At 70.7% G+C, this 16,015-nt stretch carries 13 protein-coding genes and 1 tRNA gene; 11 read left to right on the top strand and 3 right to left on the bottom strand.

Annotated features, from left to right (window positions below):
* The first annotated feature begins 107 nt into the window (after positions 1-107).
* Positions 108-410 carry a hypothetical protein gene (locus LOY02_RS13100; RefSeq protein WP_317182804.1) on the top strand — a complete coding sequence of 101 codons (303 nt, stop codon included), beginning with the start codon at positions 108-110 and terminating at the stop codon, positions 408-410.
* An 89-nt stretch (positions 411-499) separates the two neighbouring features.
* On the opposite strand, the gene LOY02_RS13105 is transcribed toward LOY02_RS13100, so the two are convergent.
* The gene (locus LOY02_RS13105; RefSeq protein WP_317182815.1) at positions 500-1,105 is read right to left on the bottom strand and encodes a TetR/AcrR family transcriptional regulator; all 606 of its coding nucleotides are present in this window, start codon (positions 1,103-1,105) and stop codon (positions 500-502) included.
* 162 nt (positions 1,106-1,267) lie between these two features.
* On the opposite strand from LOY02_RS13105, the gene LOY02_RS13110 reads away from it, so the two are divergent.
* From LOY02_RS13110 to LOY02_RS13120, 3 genes are all read left to right on the top strand, one after another.
* Positions 1,268-1,346, top strand: a tRNA-Gln gene (locus LOY02_RS13110).
* A gap of 263 nt (positions 1,347-1,609) precedes the next feature.
* Positions 1,610-3,055, top strand: a complete 1,446-nt coding sequence (glmU, locus tag LOY02_RS13115; RefSeq protein WP_317182805.1) for a bifunctional UDP-N-acetylglucosamine diphosphorylase/glucosamine-1-phosphate N-acetyltransferase GlmU — start codon at positions 1,610-1,612, stop codon at positions 3,053-3,055.
* Complete coding sequence (locus tag LOY02_RS13120; RefSeq protein WP_317182806.1) at positions 3,052-4,032, top strand: ribose-phosphate diphosphokinase; 981 nt, start codon at positions 3,052-3,054, stop codon at positions 4,030-4,032. The genes glmU and LOY02_RS13120 overlap by 4 nt, the downstream gene beginning before the upstream one ends.
* Positions 4,033-4,132: 100 nt before the next feature.
* Here the strand turns inward: LOY02_RS13120 and LOY02_RS13125 are convergent, their stop codons facing one another.
* Positions 4,133-4,714, bottom strand: a complete 582-nt coding sequence (locus LOY02_RS13125) for a CGNR zinc finger domain-containing protein (RefSeq protein ID WP_317182807.1) — start codon at positions 4,712-4,714, stop codon at positions 4,133-4,135.
* A gap of 57 nt (positions 4,715-4,771) precedes the next feature.
* Here LOY02_RS13125 and LOY02_RS13130 point away from each other — a divergent pair, with 57 nt between their 5' ends.
* The 6 genes from LOY02_RS13130 (at position 4,772) to LOY02_RS13155 (ending at position 12,769) form a co-directional block, all read left to right on the top strand.
* Positions 4,772-5,812 carry an EamA family transporter gene (locus tag LOY02_RS13130; protein WP_317182808.1) on the top strand — a complete coding sequence of 347 codons (1,041 nt, stop codon included), beginning with the start codon at positions 4,772-4,774 and terminating at the stop codon, positions 5,810-5,812.
* Between the two features lie 280 nt (positions 5,813-6,092).
* Positions 6,093-6,776: a 50S ribosomal protein L25/general stress protein Ctc gene (locus LOY02_RS13135; RefSeq protein WP_317182809.1), complete on the top strand. Its 684-nt coding sequence runs from the start codon at positions 6,093-6,095 to the stop codon at positions 6,774-6,776.
* 67 nt (positions 6,777-6,843) lie between these two features.
* Positions 6,844-7,485, top strand: a complete 642-nt coding sequence (pth, locus tag LOY02_RS13140) for an aminoacyl-tRNA hydrolase (RefSeq protein ID WP_317182810.1) — start codon at positions 6,844-6,846, stop codon at positions 7,483-7,485.
* A 92-nt stretch (positions 7,486-7,577) separates the two neighbouring features.
* Positions 7,578-11,198: a transcription-repair coupling factor gene (gene mfd, locus LOY02_RS13145; protein WP_317182811.1), complete on the top strand. Its 3,621-nt coding sequence runs from the start codon at positions 7,578-7,580 to the stop codon at positions 11,196-11,198.
* Between the two features lie 33 nt (positions 11,199-11,231).
* On the top strand, positions 11,232-11,768 hold the full coding sequence (locus LOY02_RS13150) for a hypothetical protein (RefSeq protein ID WP_317182812.1): 537 nt from the start codon (positions 11,232-11,234) through the stop codon (positions 11,766-11,768).
* Complete coding sequence (locus LOY02_RS13155; protein ID WP_317182813.1) at positions 11,765-12,769, top strand: MazG family protein; 1,005 nt, start codon at positions 11,765-11,767, stop codon at positions 12,767-12,769. Before LOY02_RS13150 ends, LOY02_RS13155 begins: the two co-directional genes overlap by 4 nt.
* Positions 12,770-12,831: 62 nt before the next feature.
* On the opposite strand, the gene LOY02_RS13160 is transcribed toward LOY02_RS13155, so the two are convergent.
* Complete coding sequence (locus LOY02_RS13160; protein WP_317182816.1) at positions 12,832-14,292, bottom strand: sugar transferase; 1,461 nt, start codon at positions 14,290-14,292, stop codon at positions 12,832-12,834.
* A gap of 283 nt (positions 14,293-14,575) precedes the next feature.
* Here LOY02_RS13160 and eno point away from each other — a divergent pair, with 283 nt between their 5' ends.
* Positions 14,576-15,871 (top strand): phosphopyruvate hydratase, encoded by a 1,296-nt coding sequence (gene eno / locus LOY02_RS13165; RefSeq protein WP_317182814.1) that lies wholly within the window; start codon positions 14,576-14,578, stop codon positions 15,869-15,871.
* The last annotated feature ends 144 nt before the right edge of the window (positions 15,872-16,015 follow it).

The raw sequence follows: 16,015 nt of genomic DNA on the forward strand, positions 1-16,015 counted from the left end.
GTCGGGCGCGGCGTCCATGCCCCTACCCGCCCCCGCCCCCGCCCGTGAGCCCGACCCCCCCGCCACAGGTGACGACGCGACCTCCACCCCCGCCGACGACTGCCGACGTGTCACCGGCCATCGCCTCCGTGCACGTGGTCCAGCAGCGCGAGTCCACGACCTTCCTGCTCCGCGTCTCCGGGGTGGACGAGCCCGTCACCATCGAGGTGTCGACTCCGGCCGGCGGTGAGCTCGCCCTGCGCAACAGCCCGTGGACCTGCACGCGGCTCGCTCCAGCAACCCTCCGCTGCGCTGGCGAGGACGGCCAGGCGATGATCCGCCAGTCAGGCCTCGACGGACCGGCACCGATCAGGGTCGTCATCACCGACTCCACCGGGGCGACCCGCACCCAGGTCTTCCTGCTCGACTGAGGTCCTGGCTCGGCGCCCCACCGGCGAGGCGCGGGTGGCGCCGAGCCCAGCGGCATGAGCCCAGCGGCATACGGTCTGGTGGTGCCGGCTCAGCGGCCGCGTGAGGTGATGAGGGTCGGTGAGGGGTCGAGGCCCGCCAACCCGTTCCACGCGAGGTTGACCAGGTGCGCCGCGACCTGCTCCTTCTTGAACCGTCGCCGGTCCTGCCACCACTGGCCCGTCAGGGCCACCATCCCCACGAGCATCTGGGCGTGGATCGGGGCCGACTTCGGGTCGAGACCGCGCTGCTTGAATTCCACCGCGAGCAAGTGCTCCACTCGCGACGCGACGTCCCCGAGCACACTCGCGAAGGAGCCGGTGGACTGGCCGGGCGGTGAGTCCCGCACGAGGATGCGGAAGCCCTCGGCATCGGTCTCGATGTAGTCGAGCAGCGCCAGGGTCGCACGCTCGAGGAGGCGTCGTGCGCCGCCCCCGCCCTCCAGTGCGGCCGTGATCCCGCCGAGCAGGCGCTGGATCTCACGATCGACGACGACCGCGTAGAGGCCTTCCTTGCCGCCGAAGTGCTCGTAGACGACCGGCTTGGACACCTTGGCCCGCGACGCGATCTCCTCGACGGTCGCCGCCTCGAAGCCCTTGTCGGCGAAGACCCTGCGCCCCACGGAGATGAGCTGCTCGCGGCGCTCGGGCCCGGTCATGCGGCTCCGGCCCGGCGAGGACCGGGGTTCGTCCGCGGCAGGGTCTGGGGTCACCCGGCCCATTGTGCCTGTCCGGAGCGGACTCGGCGCGGTGCCACGGCGGGTCGGGACCAGTCGCGCTGCTGGACTACCCTGAGGGCGTCCCGCTTCGGTCGGTGACGATCCCCGGTTGGTCTGTCGGCAGGGCCCGCCTGACTTTGAATCAGGACTAGCGACGTAGGTTCGACTCCTACCCGGGGAGCGGGCGTCCCCGCTGACACAGATGGGCGGTATTCGCGAGGTTCCCGGGGTGTGCGGCGGTTTGGCTGACATGTCAGCCAAACCGCCGACGATCAGGCGAACCCGCGTGAGTCGCCGACACGGGAACCAGACTCGGCCTGTGAGGTCCGACACGGCCCCGAAACCGGCCGGGCGAGGGGGTGGCAGGCCGCTAGTAGCATGGCTGCGGCGCCCCGGACAGCTACCTGGGGGAGCACGCCATCCGACCAGGAGGAGCTGCCACCCGTGAGCGATCGTCGGCCCACCGCCGTGATCGTCCTCGCCGCCGGCGAGGGCACGCGCATGAAGTCCACCACCCCGAAGGTCCTCCACACGATCGGTGGGCGCTCCCTGGTGGGGCACGCGCTGAGAGCGGCGCGCGGGGTCGACCCGCTCCATCTCGCCGTCGTCGTCCGGCACGAGCGCGACCGGGTCGCCGCCCACATCGCCGAGCACGACGAGGACGCCGTCATCGTCGATCAGGACGACATCAAGGGCACGGGTCGCGCGGTCGAGTGCGCCCTCGAGACCCTGCCGGACGACCTCACCGGGACCATCGTCGTCACCTATGGCGACGTGCCCCTGCTCACCTCCGAGACGCTCGACGAGCTGGTCACCGTGCACGACCGGGCCACCGATGCGGTGACCGTCGTCACCGCGACGCTGGACGACCCGACCGGCTACGGACGGGTCGTGCGCCGCGCCGACGGGGTCGTCACGGCGATCGTCGAGCAGAAGGACTGCACCGACGAGCAGCTGGCGATCCGGGAGGTCAACTCCGGGATCTACGCCTTCGACGCCGCGTTCCTCCGTGAGGCGCTGACCGAGGTCGGGACCGACAACGCGCAGGGCGAGAAGTACCTCACCGACGTCGTCGGCATCTGCACCCGACGGGGGCTCGGTGTCCACGCCCACCTCGTCGCCGACCTCTGGCAGACGGAGGGTGTCAACGACAAGGTCCAGCTCGCCCGCCTCGGCGCCGAGCTCAACCGCCGGACCGTCGAGCAGGCCATGCGCGAGGGCGCCATCGTCATCGACCCGGCCACGACGTGGATCGACGCCGACGTCACCATCGGCCCCGACACGGTGATCCACCCGGGCACCCAGATCCACGGTGCGACGACGATCGGCGCCGAGTGCGTCATCGGCCCCGACACGACCCTCAAGGACGTCGAGGTGGGCGACGGGGCGAGCGTCGTCCGCAGCCAGGCCGAGCTCGCCTTCGTCGGCCCCGGGGCCACAGTGGGCCCGTTCTCCTACCTGCGTCCCGGGACGAACCTCGGCGCCAAGGGCAAGATCGGGGCCTTCGTCGAGACGAAGAACGCCGCCATCGGCGAGGGCGCGAAGGTCCCGCACCTGACCTACTGCGGTGACGCGACCATCGGCGAGGGCGCCAACATCGGTGCCGGCACGATCTTCGCCAACTACGACGGCGTCACCAAGGGCCACACCAACGTCGGGGCGTGGAGCTTCGTCGGGAGCAACTCGGTCATCGTCGCGCCGCGCACCATCGGGGCGGGCACGTATGTCGCCGCCGGCTCTGCGGTCGTGGCGGATGTCGAGCCCGGTCAGCTGGCCGTCACGCGGGCCCAGCAACGCAACATCGACGGTTGGGTCGCCCGGCGCCGTGCGGGCACGAAGACCGACGAGGCCGCCCGCGCAGCCACCGACACGAAGGACGAGCAGCGATGAGCGCGATCAACAAGACCACCGAGAAGCACCTCATGGTCTTCTCCGGTCGGGCCCACCCGCAGCTCGCCCAGGAGGTCGCGAAGGAGCTCGGCACCGAGCTCGTCCCGACGAGCGCGTACGACTTCGCCAACGGCGAGATCTACGTCCGCTATGAGGAGTCCGTGCGAGGCTGCGACGCCTTCGTCATCCAGAGCCACACGTCGCCCATCAACGAGTGGATCATGGAGCAGCTCATCATGGTCGACGCGCTGAAGCGGGCCTCAGCCAAGCGGATCACCGTCGTCCTGCCCTTCTACGGCTACGCCCGGCAGGACAAGAAGCACCGTGGCCGCGAGCCGATCTCGGCCCGGCTCATGGCCGACCTCTTCAAGACGGCGGGCGCCGACCGCCTCATGGCCGTCGACCTGCACACGGCGCAGATCCAGGGCTTCTTCGACGGGCCGGTCGACCATCTCATGGCGCTGCCGATCCTCACCGACTACGTCAACGACAAGTACGGCCACCTCGACCTCGCCGTGGTCTCCCCGGACGCCGGACGGATCAAGGTTGCCGAGGACTGGTCGACGCGCCTCGGCGGCGTGCCCCTCGCGTTCATCCACAAGTCGCGCGACATCAACCGTCCCAACGAGGTCGTCGCCAACCGCGTCGTCGGCGAGATCAAGGGCCGGGTCTGCGTGCTCGTCGACGACATGATCGACACCGCTGGGACGATCACCAAGGCGGCCGACGCACTCATCGAGGAGGGTGCGCAGGCCGTCATCATCGCGGCGACGCACGCGATCCTCTCCGGACCCGCGATCGATCGGCTCAAGGCGTGCAAGGTCGACGAGGTCGTCGTCACCGACACGCTCCCGATACCCGAGGACCGGCGCTTCGACAAGCTCACCGTGCAGCCGATCGCCCCGCTCGTGTCGCAGGCGATCCGCGAGGTCTTCGAGGACGGCTCGGTCACCAAGCTCTTCGACGGCCGGGCCTGACCCCAAGGCCGTCGGCGCCGGGCGCAACCATGTCGTATGCCGCTGAGCCGGCTCCGCGGCATACGTGCTCTTGGGGTCCTGCCGTCCCCCCGAACCGCCCTCAGGCGTCCTCGAGCTGGGCCCGGCGCGCCCGGTAGGCAGCCGTGTGGGCGCGGGCGGCGCACCCGCCGTCGCAGTAGCGTCGAGAACGGTTCCGCGACAGGTCGACGATGACGTCGTCACAGTCCTCGCCCTCACAGATCCGGAGCCGGTCGAGGCCGTCGGCCCGGACGACGTCGACCATCGCGAAGGCGAACTCGACGGCCATCCGTTCGGCGAGAGGCGCATCGAGCGGCGTCGCGTGGACGTGCCAGCCCAGGTCGTCGTGGTCGACGAGCTGGGGGACCGCACCCGCCTCCCGAAGCATGGCATTGACGCGGGCGACGACCTCCGCCTCGTCAGCCTCCCAGAACCGTCGCAGTCTCGGCCGGAGGGCGCGGACCGCTTCGAGCTCGGCGTGGTCGCGGTCGAAGCGACCGGTCCAGGGCTGGCCCTCGAAGAACGCCACGAGGTCCTCGAGCCGGGTGAGAGTGTCGGGCGAGCTGTCCCCGGGCGCGGAGCCGGGCATGGTGTTGACCAGCTGGGCGCCCCAGACCAGGGCCTCCTCGGCGTCATGGGTGAACACGCTATTGACTCCTGACATCGGCCATCGCTACCGTCATGAGTCTAATCCGACTTTGCTCCTGACAGGAGGACCTCCGTGGGCCACCGCCATCCACTCCTCGGCCTCGGTGCCGCGCTCGCATCGTCGGCGGCCTTCGCGACGTCGGGCGCGTTCGCCAAGTCGCTGCTCATCGGCGGCTGGGCGCCGGGAGCCGTGGTCACCCTCCGCATCACGGTGGCGGCGCTCGTCCTCCTGCTCCCGACTCTGTGGGTCCTCCGCGGGCGGTGGGGGATCCTGCGGCGCAGTGCCCGCCTCGTCATCGGCTACGGCCTCACCGGGGTCGCCGGGTGCCAGCTCGCCTACTTCTACGCCGTGAGCCACCTGTCCGTCGGCGTCGCCCTCCTGCTCGAGTACCTCGCTCCCGTCCTCATCGTCGGCTGGCTCTGGCTCCGGCACCGGCAGGCGCCACGCCGGCTGACCGTGATCGGTGTGGTCCTCGCGATGGCCGGCCTCATGCTCGTGCTCGACGTCATGGGCGGTATGCGCCTCAGCGTCGCCGGGGTGCTCTGGGGGCTGACCGCGGCGGTGCTGCTCGTTCTCTACTTCCTCATCACCGCGGGCGTCGACGAGCAGCTGCCGCCGATCGCCCTGGCCGGGTCCGGCCTCACCGTCGGCGCCGCGGTGCTGTGGCTCGCCGCCCTGACCGGCGTGCTCGACACCACCCGCGGTGCGTCCACCGTGCTCGTCGGCTCCGCAGCGGTCCCGTGGTGGGTCCCGGTCCTCGTCATCTCCCTCGTCGCCGCGGCCTTCGCCTACGTCACCGGGGTGGCGGCGGTGCGCCTGCTCGGCGCGAAGGTGGCCTCCTTCGTCGCACTGTCGGAGGTGCTCTTCGCGGTGCTCTTCGCCTGGCTCGTGCTCGCGGAGCTGCCGACTCCGGTCCAGCTCGTCGGCGGTGCGCTCATCGTCGCCGGTCTCGTCGCCGTTCGAGCAGACGAGGTGAGGTTCGGCACCCCGGTCGGCCCTCCGGCCGGTACCGAGGAGTCCGAGGCGGCCGACGCGGCAGCCGACGAGGAGTACGCCGCCGAGCTGCTCCCGACCGGAGCCCTCAACCCGGATCCGGTTCACCGCGGCTCCTGAGGGCGCCGCGACGGGGGCGAGCGCGCGAGGGGGGCGAGCTCAGCGGCATACGGCCATATCGATTTCGTGACGGCGGCGGCCCTCGGTAGGATCGATGGGTTGCCTCGGCGAGGGACGCTGCGCGGCTGTCAGCTCAAGGTCAGCCGCAGGTCCGTGATCGACGCGGTGGAACCTGGACTCCGGTCCGGTCCGCCTCTGCGTGCGGACCGCCAGCCATCCGCGCACCGTCCCGCGTCGAGGCCCACACCGCAGCTCACCACCCGAGACTTCAGGAGTTCCCGTGTCTGACGCCACCAAGCTCGTCGCCGAGAAGCGCACCGACTTCGGCAAGGGCGCCGCCCGCAAGATCCGGCGCGCCGGCAACATCCCCGCCGTGATGTACGGCCACGGCACCGCGCCCGTCCACATCTCGCTCCCGGGGCACGACACCTTCCAGGCGCTCAAGCACACGAACGCCCTGCTCACCATCGTCGTCGACGGCAAGGAGCAGCTGGCCCTGGCCAAGGATGTCCAGCGCGACCCGATCAAGCCGGTCATCGAGCACGTCGACCTCGTCGTCGTGCGCAAGGGCGAGAAGGTCACCGTTGACGTGTCCGTGCACCTCGAGGGCACGGCGGCGCCGGAGACGGTTGTCACGCTCGACCACAACACCCTCCAGCTCGAGGCGCTCGCCACGAACATCCCGGACAGCATCGTCGTCTCGGTCGAGGGCCTCGAGGCGGGCACCCAGATCCTCGCCGGCGCCGTCGAGCTGCCCGAAGGATCGACCCTCGTCACCGACCCCGAGGCCCTCGTCGTCAACGTCACGCAGGCCATCTCGGAGGAGGCTCTCGAGGCGGAGCTCGCCGAGGCAGAGGCCGAGGTCGGCGTGGAGGCCCCGGCCGCCGAGGCTGCGGCCCCGGAGGGCGAGGCTGCCTCCGAGGGCGAGAGTGCCGAGCCGGCCGCCGAGACCACCGAGTCCTGAGACCACCCGCCCACCGGCGCCGACCAGACCAGGCGCCGGTGGGCAGCACGATCCAGCGAGGGAGGCCATGGACACCTGGCTCGTCGTCGGACTCGGCAACCCCGGGGCCGCCTACGCCGCCAACCGCCACAACGTCGGCGCCATGGTGGTCGACGAGCTGGCTTCCCGTCATGACCTCGGCTCGCTCGTCGTCGACCGCGTCGCGTTCCGCCGGGGCACGTCCAAGGCCGGTGGGACGGCCGGGTTCAAGACACACAAGGCCAGGGCGCGGGTCGCCGAGGTACGGCTGCGGGTCCCCGGGCCGAAGCTCATCCTCGCCGTCCCCCTCACCTACATGAACGTCTCCGGCGGGCCGGTCGCCGCCCTGATGAAGTACTACGACATCCCGGTCGATCGGCTCATCGTCGTGCACGACGAGCTCGACATCGAGGCGGGACTCGTGCGCCTCAAGCGCGGCGGCGGCGAGGGCGGGCACAACGGCCTCCGTTCGATCAGCCAGTCGATCGGCACGAAGGACTACCTGCGGGTGCGCGTCGGCATCGGCCGCCCTCCGGGGCGGCAGGACCCGGCCGAGTACGTCCTCAAGGACTTCTCCCGGAACGAGCGGTCGGAGCTGCCCTTGCTGCTCGACGAGGCCGCCGACGCGGTCGAGGCCCTCGTGGACGTCGGACTGGTCGATGCACAGCAGCGCTTCCACGCACCACGCTGACGGTCCGGCGCGCAGCACGTGCTGCGCAACGTCTGGCGGCCCGTCCCAGGCGGCACGTCACGCGTGCCGACGCACCTAGACTGGGGGACCTGATGCCTCACGCTCTCCTGCCCGCCTTCCGGGCCCTTCCTGACGTCCAGGCCGTCCTCGAGCAGGTCGGTCGCGCACGCCTCGTCGACATCTCGGCGTCCGACGGCACCCGTCCCTTCCTCGTGGCCGCCCTGGCCCACGGCACGGCCGAGTCGCCCAGCCGACGATCCCCGGCGCCCATGGTCGTCGTCACGGCCACGACGCGCGAGGCCGAGGACCTCGCGGAGGCCCTCGGCGTCTTCCTCCCCCGCGAGCAGGTGGCGGTCTTCCCGAGCTGGGAGACGCTTCCTCACGAGCGGCTCTCGCCGAGGAGCGACACGGTGGGGCGCCGTCTTGCGGTCCTGCGACGGGTCGCGCACCCCGACCCGAGCGACCCGACCTACGGCCCGCTCGCCGTCATCGTCGCGCCGATCCGGGCCGTGCTCCAGCCCATCACGAGAGGACTCGGGGAGCTCGTTCCGGTCCGGCTGCAGGCAGGCGACGACCGTCCCCTCGAGGACGTCGTCGACGCGCTGTCCGCCGCCGCCTACACGCGGACCGACCTCGTCGAGAGGCGCGGTGAGTTCGCCGTGCGAGGCGGGATCCTCGACGTCTTCCCGCCGACGGAGGACCATCCGGTCCGGATCGAGTTCTGGGGCGACACGGTCGAGGAGGTGCGGTGGTTCAAGGTCGCCGACCAGCGCTCGCTCGAGATCGCCGAGCACGGGTTGTGGGCTCCGCCGTGTCGTGAGGTCCTGCTCACCCCGGAGGTTCGGGCTCGTGCTCGGGCCCTCGCCGACCAGCTCCCCGGGGTCTCGGAGATGCTGGCCAAGGTCGCGGAGGGCATCGCCGTCGAGGGCATGGAGTCCCTCGCCCCCGCCCTCGTCGACGGCATGGAGTCCGTGCTCGACGTGCTGCCGGCCGAGTCGCTCATCCTGCTCGCCGACCCGGAGCGGATCCGACGTCGAGCCCATGACCTCGTCGCGACGAGCGAGGAGTTCCTCGACGCGAGCTGGGCCAATGCGGCTGCCGGCAACCAGGTGCCGGTCGACCTCCAGTCACTGCTCGGCTCCGCGTCGTACTGGACGCTGGCGCACGTGCGATCCCATGCGCTCGCCCACGACCGGCCGTGGTGGACCCTGACCCCCTTCGCCGCGGACGAGGAGCTCGAGGTCGAGGACGATGTCGACGCGCGACTCACTGTCGGCACGACCGACCCCGCCGCGTTCCGGGGCGACACGTCTCGGGCCGTCGACCACCTGCGCGCCCGCACGGCCGAGGGCTGGCGCGTCGCGGTCGTCACCGAGGGGCCCGGTCTCGCGAAACGCATCGAGGAGGTGCTCCTCGACGAGGAGGTCCCGGTGCGCCGGCTCAGCGACGGCGACCTCGCCCCGGGGATCGTCACCGTGTGCACGGCGCCGCTGGGCCGGGGTCTCGTCCACGAGCAGGCGCGTCTCGAGGTGATCACGGAGACGGACCTGACGGGTCAGCCGGGCGGGGGCACGTCCACGAAGGACATGCGACGCATGCCGTCCCGTCGGCGCAACCAGGTGGACCCGCTCCAGCTCCGGCCGGGTGACTTCGTCGTCCACGAGCAGCACGGCGTCGGCCGTTTCGTCGAGATGATGCAGCGGACCGTTCAGGGTGCCACCCGGGAGTACCTCGTCATCGAGTACGCCCCGTCGGGGCGCTCCAAGCACAGTCAGCCTGACCGCTTGTACGTCCCGACCGACCAGCTCGACCAGGTGACGAAGTACGTCGGGGGCGAGGAGCCGACCCTGAACAAGATGGGCGGCTCCGACTGGACCAAGACCAAGTCGCGGGCCAAGCGCTACGTCAAGCAGATCGCCGCGGACCTCATCCGCCTCTACAGCGCGCGCCAGGCCACGAAGGGTCACGCCTTCTCGTCCGACTCCCCGTGGCAGCGGGAGCTCGAGGAGGCCTTCGCCTACGTCGAGACCCCCGACCAGCTCTCGAGCATCGACGAGGTCAAGGCGGACATGGAGAAACAGGTCCCCATGGACCGTCTCATCTGCGGCGACGTCGGCTACGGCAAGACCGAGATCGCCGTGCGGGCCGCCTTCAAGGCGATCCAGGACGGCAAGCAGGTGGCCGTCCTCGTGCCGACCACCCTCTTGGTGAGCCAGCACTTCCAGACGTTCTCGGAGCGCTACGCCCAGTTCCCCGTCAAGGTCAAGGCGCTGTCGCGCTTCCAGTCGGACAAGGAGGCCAAAGAGGTCCTCGAGGGCCTGGCCGACGGCACGATCGACCTCGTCATCGGCACGCACCGGCTCCTCGCCAAGGACGTGCGATTCAAGGACCTCGGTCTCGTCGTCATCGACGAGGAGCAGCGTTTCGGCGTGGAGCACAAGGAGCTGCTCAAGACCATGCGGACCGCGGTCGACGTGCTGTCGATGTCGGCCACGCCCATCCCGCGGACACTGGAGATGGCCGTCACCGGGATCCGCGAGATGTCCACTCTGGCAACGCCGCCCGAGGAGCGCCATCCCGTGCTCACCTTCGTCGGCGCCTACGACGAGAAGCAGATCACCGCGGCGATCCGGCGCGAGCTGCTCCGCGAGGGACAGGTCTTCTTCATCCACAACAAGGTCAGCAGCATCGAGCGGGCCGCCGCCCGGCTGCGAGAGCTCGTCCCCGAGGCGAGGATCACCACGGCTCACGGCAAGATGGGCGAGCACCGGCTCGAGCAGGTTGTCGAGGACTTCTGGCAGAAGCGCTCCGACGTGCTCGTCTGCACGACCATCGTCGAAACAGGCCTCGACATCTCCAACGCCAACACCCTCATCGTCGAGCGTGCCGACCTGCTGGGCCTGTCCCAGCTGCACCAGCTGCGGGGCCGGGTGGGCCGGGGACGGGAGCGCGCCTACGCCTACTTCCTCTATCCGCCCGAGAAGCCCCTGACGGAGACCGCCCACGACCGGCTGCGGACCATCGCGAGCCACACCGACCTCGGCTCCGGGATGCAGGTCGCGATGAAGGACCTCGAGATCCGCGGTGCCGGCAATCTCCTCGGCGGTGAGCAGTCCGGGCACATCGCCGGTGTCGGATTCGACCTCTACGTGCGGCTCATCGGCGAGGCCGTCGCCGACTTCCGCGGCGAGGGAGAGGCAGCGCCGGCCGAGATCAAGATCGAGCTGCCGGTGGATGCGCACCTGCCCCACGACTACGTGCCGGGCGAGCGCCTCCGCCTCGAGGCCTACAAGAAGCTCGCGACCGTCGAGTCCTTCGACGCGGTCGACGAGATCGAGGCCGAGCTTCGCGACCGCTACGGAGCGCCGCCGGAGCCGGTCGCGAACCTCCTCGAGGTCGCACGCCTCCGCGTCGTCGCGCGCAAGGCCCGGATCGGGGACATCGGCATGCAGGGCAGGCACGTGCGCTTCGGGCCGGTCAAGGACCTGCGCGAGAGCCAGGAGCTGCGCCTCATGCGGCTCTACCCCGGCACCATCGTCAAGGAGGCCCTCGGCACGATCCTCGTGCCCGCGCCGATGACCGCGCGAGTGGGAGGCAAACCCCTGCGCGATGTCGAGGTGCTCACCTGGGCGCGACAGCTGATCACCGCCGTCCTGCTCGACGACATCGGTGCAGCCGCCGGGGTGGCGCACGCCGCGTCAGCCGCCCCGTAAGATGACACCCGGATCCGCCAGAGGAGGAGTCAAGTGAAGGCAACGTCGGTCCGCGCCCGGTCATCCAGGCGCGTCGCAGTGACCGCTCTCGTGGGGCTGAGTGCCGTCACCCTGCTCACAGGCTGTGGGTTCGAGACCAGGCAGCAGGGTGCCGCCGTGGTCAACGGCCAGGTCATCCACGAGGACGAGGTCGAGGAGACGGCGCGACAGCTCCGCGAGGCCCAGTTCGACTTCCCCGAGAACATCGTCGTCACGGCGCTCGTCGCGTCGCCCCTCCTGCACGACGCCGTCCGCGAGTCGGGCAGCTGGCAGCCGGATGCGACCTACGCGAACGCCATCGCCGCGATCCCCGACGCGACCGAGACGACGAAGGAGTTCGTCTCCGCCGTCGCACTGATCCAGTCGGCCCAGATGACCGACGACGACGTCGCTCGCTACCGCGCCAACCTCGACAAGGCCGCCATCACGGTCAACCCGCGCTACGGCGACCTCATCCGCTCCGAGGAAGGGCCGGTCTTCTTCACCATCGGCCAGAAGCGGCCGAACTGGATCAGCACACCCATCGAATGACCGACCAGGCGAGCGACGACGGCCGCGACGATCGACGCGTCGTCCTGCTCGTGACGACACCCCGGGTCGCGCCCGGGGTGCTCACCCGCGACGCCTGGGCGGCACTGTCCGCCTCGGATCACGTGTGGGCTGCTGTCGACGAACCTCAGGCGGAGGCCATCGCCGAGGCAGGCATCGAGGTGATGACGCGAGACCGCGCGGACGTGCCCACCCTCGCGCGTGAGCTCGTGGCGGCCGGCGCCACCGGCCCCGTCGTCTGGATCGGTTCGGCCGACGGCGACCCCGGCCTCAACGAGGCGATCGCCGTCGAGGTGAGCCGGCTACCCGAGCCGCCCGACGTCGAGGTCATCGTCGGCTCCTTCGACCTGCCCGGAGCGCGTCTGCTCGACGTCGTCGCTGTCATGGATCGGCTCCGGTCCCCGGGCGGCTGCCCCTGGGACGCCCAGCAGACCCACGAGAGCCTCGCCCCCTACCTCCTGGAGGAGGCTCATGAGGCGATCGAGGCCCTCGAGTCCGGCGACATGAGCCACGTCCGCGAGGAGCTCGGCGACCTGCTCCTCCAGGTCGCCTTCCATGCCCGCGTCGCCGAAGAGGATCCGGCCGCGCCGTTCGACATCGACGACGTGGCGGGTGAACTCGTCGAGAAGCTCGTCCGCAGGCATCCCCACGTGTTCAGTGATGTCGAGGCCCACACACCCGATGACGTCGAGGCCAACTGGGAGACGATCAAGGCCGCCGAGAAGGAGCACCGACTGCACCCGCTCGAGGGGGTGCCGATGAGCCTGCCCGCGCTCGCCCGCGCGGACAGGTACGTGAGCCGGCTCGAGAAGGCCGGCCGTTCACACCAGCTCGACGAGGCGGCGGCAGGTGGTGACATCGGCGCGCAGCTGCTGTCCCTGGTGCGCGAGGCCCGGTCGTCGGGCGTCGACGCCGAGGGCGCCCTGCGCGAGACCCTCCGTCGGCTGGCGGAGGCGAGCGAGTCCCCGGCACCGAGTGACTGAGGCGGGCGGCGGGAGCGAGCTCGGCGGCATACGGCGGCGAGGAGAGGCGGTGACCCCAGCCGTCAGTAGGCGCCGCGCGAGCTCAGCACCGCCCGGATCGTCTTGATGACGATCGACAGGTCCTGCACGAGCGACCAGTTGTCGACGTAGTAGAGGTCGAGGCGAACCGTGTCCTCCCAAGGCAGGTCGCTGCGGCCGGAGACCTGCCACAGCCCGGTCATGCCGGGGCGGACGTGCAGGCGCCGCTGGACGTCGGGGGAGTAGCGCCGAACCTCGGCCGGAAGCGCTGGACGCGGTCCGACGAGGCTCATCTCGCCGGCGATGACGTTGGCGAGCTGAGGCAGCTCGTCGATCGAGAAGCGTCGGATGAACCGGCCGACTGGCGTCACGCGTGGGTCCGTCTGGGCCTTGAAGAGGACGTGCTCGGGGTCGTGCTTGAGGTGCGTCACCGCCGACAGCCGGGCCTCCGCGTCGACGACCATGCTCCGGAACTTCAGGCACTCGAAGAGCTCGCCGTCCCGGCCGACCCGCGTCTGGCGGAAAAGAACCGGGCCGCCGTCCTGGAGCTTGATCGCGACCGCCACGGCGAGCATGATCGGCGAGCAGAGGAGCAGGCTCACGCCGGCGCCGACGACGTCGAAGGTGCGCTTGAGGCCGCGGCTGGCGCCGAGGCTCTGCGGCTGCTCGACGTGGACGAGGGGAAGACCCCCGATGGGGCGCATCATGATGCGGCCCGACGAGATGTCGCTGAGGCTGGGCACGACGGCCATCTGGACGTGGTGTCCCTCGAGGTCCCAGGCGATCCGTCGGAAGTCGGTCGACGACTGGAAGGCGCCCTCGGTGAAGACGACGAGGTCCGCCTCGTGGTCCAGCGTCGCCAGGGCGGTGTCGGTGCTGAGGCCGAGCACCGGCACGCCCCGCGGGGTGACGCCGAGCGCCTGCGTCGGCGGGAGCAGGGCACCGACGATGCGATAGCCGAGCCAGGACTCGCGGTCGAGGACCGCTGCGACCTCGTCGACGTGGTGGGCCGAGCCCGCGATGAGCACCTTGGTCAGCAGGTGGCCCCGCAGGTGCAGTCGGTGGACGAGGCGGCGCGCCGTCCAGCGCCACAGGAGAAGCAACGGCACGCCGACGACGAAGAGCAGGACGAAGAAGCCACGCGAGAGGTTGAACTTCGTCAGGTAGCTGATGATCCCGATGAGGCCCGCGGTCATCCCCGCCGCGGCGAGGACCTTGGCGTACTCCGTCGTGCCCACCCCGAGGTGGCTGCGCTGGTACGTGCCCACGGCGAGGTTGACGACCATCCAGGCCAGCACGATCCAGACGCCGACGGACTGCGCCACCTCGGTCACGTCATCGGTCGCGCGGAAGATCGTGAGGCGGCTGCGGCCGACCACGGCGAGGACGGTAGCGACGACGATGACGACGAGGTCGCCGGAGGCCAGCCCGAGCTGGAGGATGCGGGTGCTCCTCGTCCGCTGGGTGCGCGGCTGCACCACAGGACGGGACGCCACGTCAAGCATCACACCGGCATCGTGCACGGATTGGACCATGTCTCGCGAAACACCCACCCCGACGCACGACGGCGTCGACCCTGTTGACGGAACGCTCTGCCCCCGACGGCGAACCCTAGAGAGTATGCCCTCCCGCACGGGCGACGGCAAAGAAATCCGCGAGAATCCTCGCTTCCGTCCGAGCGACCGCATGCCGGGTCGGTCACCGTGAGCGCGAGGACCACGGGCTACGCTCGGGACGTACGTCTCGAGCATCCCGGCCCGACCGGTTCGACCGACCACAGGAGCAACAGTGGCCACCATTGAGGAGATTGGCGCCCGCGAGATCCTCGACTCGCGCGGTAACCCCACCGTCGAGGTCGAGATCCGTCTCGACGACGGCACGTTCGCGCGGGCCGCGGTGCCCTCCGGGGCGTCGACCGGCGCGTTCGAGGCATCCGAACGGCGCGACGGCGACCAGGGGCGCTATCTCGGCAAGGGGGTCGAGAAGGCCGTCGACGCCGTCATCGAGCAGATCAACCCCCGCCTCGTCGGCTTCGACGCGAGCGAGCAGCGCCTCGTCGACGGCGAGATGATGACCCTCGACGGGACGGACACCAAGCAGAATCTCGGCGCCAACGCGATCCTCGGGGTCTCACTGGCCGTGGCCCACGCGGCAGCGGAGTCGGCCGGCCTCCCGCTCTTCCGCTACGTCGGCGGCCCGAACGCCCACGTCCTGCCGGTGCCGATGATGAACATCCTCAACGGCGGCTCGCACGCCGACACGAATGTCGACATCCAGGAGTTCATGGTCGCCCCGATCGGGGCTCCGACGTTCAAGGAGGCGGTTCGCTGGGGCGCGGAGGTCTACCACGCCCTCAAGAAGGTCCTCCACGACCGCGGCCTGTCCACCGGGCTCGGCGACGAGGGTGGCTTCGCCCCGAACCTCGAGTCCAACCGGGCCGCGCTCGACATCATCATCGAGGCCATCAGGGCCGCCGGCTACGTGCCGGGCCGCGACGTCGCCCTCGCGCTCGACGTGGCTGCGTCCGAGTTCCACCGGGACGGGGCCTACGCGTTCGAGGGAGCGAGCACGTCGGCCGGCGAGCTCATCGACTACTACGCCGAGCTCGTCGAGTCGTACCCGCTGGTGTCCATCGAGGACCCCCTCGACGAGGACGACTGGGACGGCTGGAAGGCCATCACCGAGCGCCTCGGGGACCGGGTCCAGCTCGTCGGCGACGACCTGTTCGTCACCAACCCCGAGCGCCTCGGCCGGGGGATCGCGACGGGGACCGCCAACGCGCTGCTCGTCAAGGTCAACCAGATCGGCACGCTCACGGAGACGCTCGACGCGGTCGCCCTCGCGCACCACAACGGCTACCGCTGCATGATGAGCCACCGCTCCGGCGAGACCGAGGACGTGACGATCGCCGACCTCGCCGTGGCGACGAACTGTGGCCAGATCAAGACCGGCGCGCCGGCGCGGTCCGAGCGGGTCGCCAAGTACAACCAGCTCCTGCGCATCGAGGAGGAGCTCGACGATGCCGGCAGCTACGCCGGGGCGGGGGCCTTCCCGCGCTTCGACGTGTCGCGTTACGACGGCTGACCCCACCGGTCGACCCTGGAGCCCTGATGGCAGACCGCACACCACCCCGCTCGGGCGGCAACGACCGTCCGAGGTCGGGCCGCGGGTCGACGGGTGGGGCGCGGTCAGGAGCGCCGCGTGGGCGACCGGGTGCCCCCCGCGCGG

Source organism: Intrasporangium sp. (assembly GCF_032907665.1).
Classification (GTDB): Bacteria; Actinomycetota; Actinomycetes; order Actinomycetales; family Dermatophilaceae; genus Intrasporangium.